The organism is Dokdonella sp., from assembly GCF_049593775.1.
In the GTDB taxonomy this organism is placed as follows: Bacteria; Pseudomonadota; Gammaproteobacteria; order Xanthomonadales; family Rhodanobacteraceae; genus Dokdonella.
Map to the genome: position 1 here is coordinate 1 of NZ_JBAWHJ010000354.1, position 4,840 is coordinate 4,840.

At 60.4% G+C, this 4,840-nt stretch carries 5 protein-coding genes; 4 read left to right on the plus strand and 1 reads right to left on the minus strand.

Annotated elements, in window-relative coordinates; genetic code table 11:
• From minC to WBP53_RS12285, 4 genes are all read left to right on the plus strand, one after another.
• On the plus strand, positions 1 to 507 hold a 507-nt coding region (minC, locus tag WBP53_RS12270; protein ID WP_423929325.1), incomplete at its 5' end, for a septum site-determining protein MinC.
• A gap of 33 nt (positions 508 to 540) precedes the next feature.
• Positions 541 to 1,353 (plus strand): septum site-determining protein MinD, encoded by an 813-nt coding sequence (minD, locus tag WBP53_RS12275; protein ID WP_423929327.1) that lies wholly within the window; start codon positions 541 to 543, stop codon positions 1,351 to 1,353.
• A gap of 2 nt (positions 1,354 to 1,355) precedes the next feature.
• The gene (gene minE / locus WBP53_RS12280) at positions 1,356 to 1,631 is read left to right on the plus strand and encodes a cell division topological specificity factor MinE (protein ID WP_423929329.1); all 276 of its coding nucleotides are present in this window, start codon (positions 1,356 to 1,358) and stop codon (positions 1,629 to 1,631) included.
• Between the two features lie 6 nt (positions 1,632 to 1,637).
• Entirely contained in the window at positions 1,638 to 2,102 is a 465-nt protein-coding gene (locus tag WBP53_RS12285) for a hypothetical protein (RefSeq protein WP_423929331.1), read from the plus strand.
• Between the two features lie 78 nt (positions 2,103 to 2,180).
• Here WBP53_RS12285 and WBP53_RS12290 read toward each other — a convergent pair.
• Positions 2,181 to 4,840, minus strand: a 2,660-nt coding sequence (locus tag WBP53_RS12290) for a WD40/YVTN/BNR-like repeat-containing protein (protein ID WP_423929333.1), incomplete at its 5' end; no start/stop codon positions are given.

The window sequence follows — 4,840 nt, forward strand, 5'->3', positions numbered from 1 at the left end:
TACGGAACGACAGAGAACGAGGCGCTTGCAAGATCACTAGATCTGCCGCTGTTTGCCAAATTCCGCACCGCATTCGAGCGCGCCGGCGAACCGGCAGTAGCACCGCCAACCGAGGCGCCCGCAGCACCGACCAGACAGGATGACAAGGCCACGCCGCCACCGCCCAGCAAGGTGACCGGTCGGACTCTGCATCAGGATGCAGCCGTGCGTTCCGGCCAGCAGGTCTATGCGCGCGGAGGAGACCTGGTCGTCACCAAACTCGTAGCCAACGGTGCGGAGGTCATCGCCGATGGCTCAATCCATGTTTATGGCGCCCTGCGCGGACGTGCATTGGCTGGCGCGCAGGGTGACGAAAGTGCGCGCATCTATTGCCAGGAATTTCATGCCGAACTGGTGTCCATTGCGGGCCAGTACCGGGTATTCGAGGATCTTCCACCTGACCTGTGCGGCAAGCCCGTGCAAGCCTGGCTGGAGGGGGAAAAACTGTTGCTGGCCAGGCTCGGCTGACAACGGATCACAAGAGCCAATGGAGATAGGACCTTGACAGATATCATCGTCGTCACGTCCGGCAAGGGCGGTGTGGGCAAGACCACGACCAGCGCGTCGCTGGCCGTCGGCCTGGCAAAAAGGGGCAAGAAAGTTGCCGTCATCGACTTCGATGTCGGATTGCGCAACCTTGACCTGATCATGGGATGCGAGCGTCGGGTCGTCTACGACTTCGTCAATGTGATCAATGGCGAATGCACGCTAAAGCAGGCGCTGATCAAGGACAAGCGTTACGACAGCCTGTTTGTACTCGCCGCCTCGCAAACACGCGACAAGGACGCACTGACCAAGGATGGGGTCGAAGGAGTGCTCAATGGCATGCGCGAAGAAGGATTCGATTTCGTGATCTGTGATTCGCCTGCAGGAATTGAGAAAGGGGCTGCGCTGGCGATGTATTTCGCCGATCGAGCTGTTGTCGTGGTCAATCCCGAGGTTTCCAGCGTCCGCGATTCGGATCGAATTCTCGGGCTACTCGCGAGCAAGACCCGTCGCGCCGAGCTGGGCAACGGGCAGGTTGAGCAACACTTGTTGTTGACCCGCTACAACCCGAACCGCGTCGAATCCGGTGACATGATGAGCATCACCGACGTGCAGGAAATCCTTGGTATCGAAGTAGTCGGCGTGATCCCCGAATCCGAAGGCGTGCTGGCTGCATCGAATGCCGGCATTCCGGTCATCCTCGATGAGCAATCGAACGCCGGTCATGCGTATGACGACGCGGTTGCGCGCCTGCTGGGTGAAACCCGCCCTCTTCGTTTCATTGATGCGCAGAAGAAAGGTCTGCTCTCACGAATCTTCAGGAGCTGAGCATGGGCATTTTCGATTTTCTGCGTGCACGGCCGAAGAATACGGCCAATGTCGCCAAGGAACGCCTGCGCATCATCGTTGCACAGGAGCGCGCCCAGCGCGGCAGTCCGGACTATCTTCCGACACTGCGTCGCGAGATCCTCGAAGTGATCAAGAAGTACGTCAATGTCGACCCCGATGCCGTATTGATCAATGTCGAACGCGATGGCGAGCACGAAGTGCTCGAGTTGTCAGTCGCGTTGCCCGAGAAGGCAGCGACGGCATTCGAGGAAGACTGAGCGCGCTTGCTGCATCTGGGTGACATCGATGCGGAGGCGCTGGGCGACCTGTTGCGTGCACATGGCCTGCAATTGCATGTCATTGCCGACGATCAACCGATACCTGGCAGCTTCTGGGGTGAACCCGAAGCTGGCCTGATCGGTTCAACCGTATTCGCCCGGCGGGATACGCCGGTGCATTCCGTGCTGCACGAGTCCTGCAATCTGATCGTGATGCCGGCGGAACGTCGCGAAAGAATTCACACCGATGCCACTGATTCGATCGCTGAAGAAGACGCGGCCTGTTACCTGCAGATCGTCCTCGCGGATTCCCTGCCCGATGTCGGCAGCGAACGCCTCATGGCCGACATGGATGAATGGGGCTACACCTTTCGCCTGGGCTCCACGCGTGCATGGTTTGAAGGCGATGCCTGTGAAACACGCAGCTGGCTGCAAGCGCGCACGTTGCTCCCCGCTCAGGCAATCCCCTAATTCGTCTGTGCGTGAGTCCAAGACCCGCTCGCGCATTTTTTGCGCGAACGGGTCCACTTGAGAACAGCCCCCGGTCAATCAGGGAGCATCGAATCCGTCCTGGAAAATGATGTCGCTTGGTCCAGTCGGCAGCGGCCAGGCCCAGGCACCGCGACCTCGGGTATACACGGCAAGCGTGGTGAATCCACGATCAATGGCCATGTCCCAGATCATCACGCGAGGCAAGCCATTCTCGAACCGGAACCAGACCGGGCTCGCGACGCTGACATCATTGGTGTAGTACAGGCCCCAGTCCGTACCGGCGAAGACCTGGTTCGGCATGTGGGGGTTCACCGCTACCGAGTTGGCCGGGATGTTCGGCAGGTTGCCGCTGACGTCACGCCAGGTGAATGTGCTGCAATTGTTCTGGCAGCTCACCTGGTAGATGTGGCCCGGCGTTCCCGGCGTATTCTGGTCGAATCCACCCAGTGCCGCGTAACCGGTTGCCGTTGCTGCCGGGTTGCCGGCGTCACCGACATCGACGGTCACATCCATGACCGGGCGATTCGGCAGAACCGTGTTTCCGTCGGTGAGATCGACCCACGTCGCAGTGTCTGCCACGCCCTGGTTCATTGCATAGCCAAGCTGGACATTGCCATCGTTGGTTCCTGCGATGACCACGCTCGGTGTCTTGGTGGCATGTGCCAACTGGTTGATGAAAGACCGATTGCCAAGCGTATTCTTGGTCAGGTTCGGGCTGTTCGGATACCAGCTGGAACGAGGAATTCCGCCCAGAAGCGTTTCCCAGACTCGTGTCGTGCCACCGATCATGTAGGTGCACCCGGGATCGAGCGTACATCCGCTTCCCGCCACGGACGTGTCGCCGTAGCGATAGAGCTCGAACGGCATCACGAAGCTCAGCGTGTCGCCACCCCAGCCTGTACCGGCGGGGCGTGCGGTTGTCGGGGAGCTGTTGGGGCCCGCGGTCGAAACAACCAGTGCGCCGTTCTGGCTGGAGTAATACCAGCGCAGCTCATTGACCGGCTCAATGCGCGTGTAGATGCCGTCGCCGCCATTGCGTACGGTCCACTGCGCGGCCTCCGGGTCCGTGTTGCTCCAGCGCACCCATTCGCTTCCATTGTCCTGGGCACCAGCGCTGGCACCCGGCGATGCGGCCGTGGCGAAATTGGCCGTAATGTCGCCGGAATACAGTTCAATCGAACCCATGGTCTGGTTCAGTGAAATGAAGCTCGGGCGATTGGCTGCACTGCTGCCCCCGGTGCCGAACTGCGCATTTGCGGTATAGAAGACACCGCCGTCGCTGCCACTCAAGACCTTGTTGCTGTCGTAGCCGCCGAAGCCGTCTGGCAGGAAGGCACGTGCGTGATGGTCTACATGGACATTGCCGTTGCCGTAACCACAGGTAATGTTCTGGAAACTGCTGCCGCCGTTGGTCGAGCGCCACATGTCCACGCCGCTGAGCAGAACGGTTTCCGGATTGCCCGGATCCACGGTAAGGCCGGCGTCGTACCACATCTGGCCACCACCATTGGCTGCATTGCTGCACCCACCCGCTTCGACATTGGCACCCGTGGCCGTCTGGGTCCAGGTATCACCACCGTCATTGGTGCGCCAGACCCCGAGCACACCACTTGTTGGTGCGTCCGAACCCATTGCATAGATCGTGCTCGGATTGCTCGGCGAGTCCGCGAGCTCGATGCGACCGAGAACTTTCCCTGCCGGGTTGCCATCTCCCGTACCTGCTGGCCAGCCTGTGTCTAGCAGAGTCCAGTCGCCGGTGGCAGGGCAGCCCGTAGCCGGCAAAGTCGCGCGATAGACGCCGTTCGCGCCGAGATTGGCAAGGTCCGGTTGCACCGTTGTCGGATTGCCGCGCGTGCCCACGGCAGCGAACACTCGCGTCGCACCACCCCCCATGTCCTGGGTGATCAGGCCGGTAATATCCTGGCGCTGGCTACTGAACGCATTCGTGAAGCACGGCCCGGTCCAGTCCGTGCCGCCATTGTTGGAAACGAACAGCCCGGTCTTGGTGCCGACAACGATCGTATCTGGATCATTCGGATTGGTCCTGACCTTGCCCACTGCCTGATACTGCGGAAACCCAAGGCCCACAGACGGCGGGTAGAACGGGTTGAATACATCCTCACCCAGCACGGCCCAGGTTTCGCCCTGGTCCACGCTCTTGAGTACGCCAGACGAACCGAACGAGAAAGACCCGTAGCGCAGGTCGCCCGTGCCTGCATAAATCACGTCGGGGTTGGTCGGCTCAATATAGAGCTCGCCAATCGCGATGCTGGCGATTTCCGGATCATCGGTAACATTGCGCCAGGTCGTGTTCGCATCGCAGCAATCTGTCGACTTGTATACGCCGCCGCCGTCCGACGCGGCAAAGACAGTATAGAAACCGTCGATATCCGGCCCCCTCGGATCGACCTCAATCACATTGGTTCGGCCTGCGACCATGACGCCGCTACTGAGCAGCGGCAATGGGCCAAGGAACGTCCATGAACCCGGCGCCAGTGCCAGCGGTGATTCTGCAGAGCGCTGGTAGCTCTTTTCTCCCGCCGGAATACCCGACTGGATCAGTCGATCGGCGGGCTTGGCTTCCTTGTACCAGCCGGGACTGAAACTCATGGTCGGATAGGACACGCGATGTGCCCAGAAATCACCCTGACCGGGCTTGAACCACAGCTTGGTCACACCTTCATCCAGCGGTTGCCCCGACCTCAAGCCGATATAAG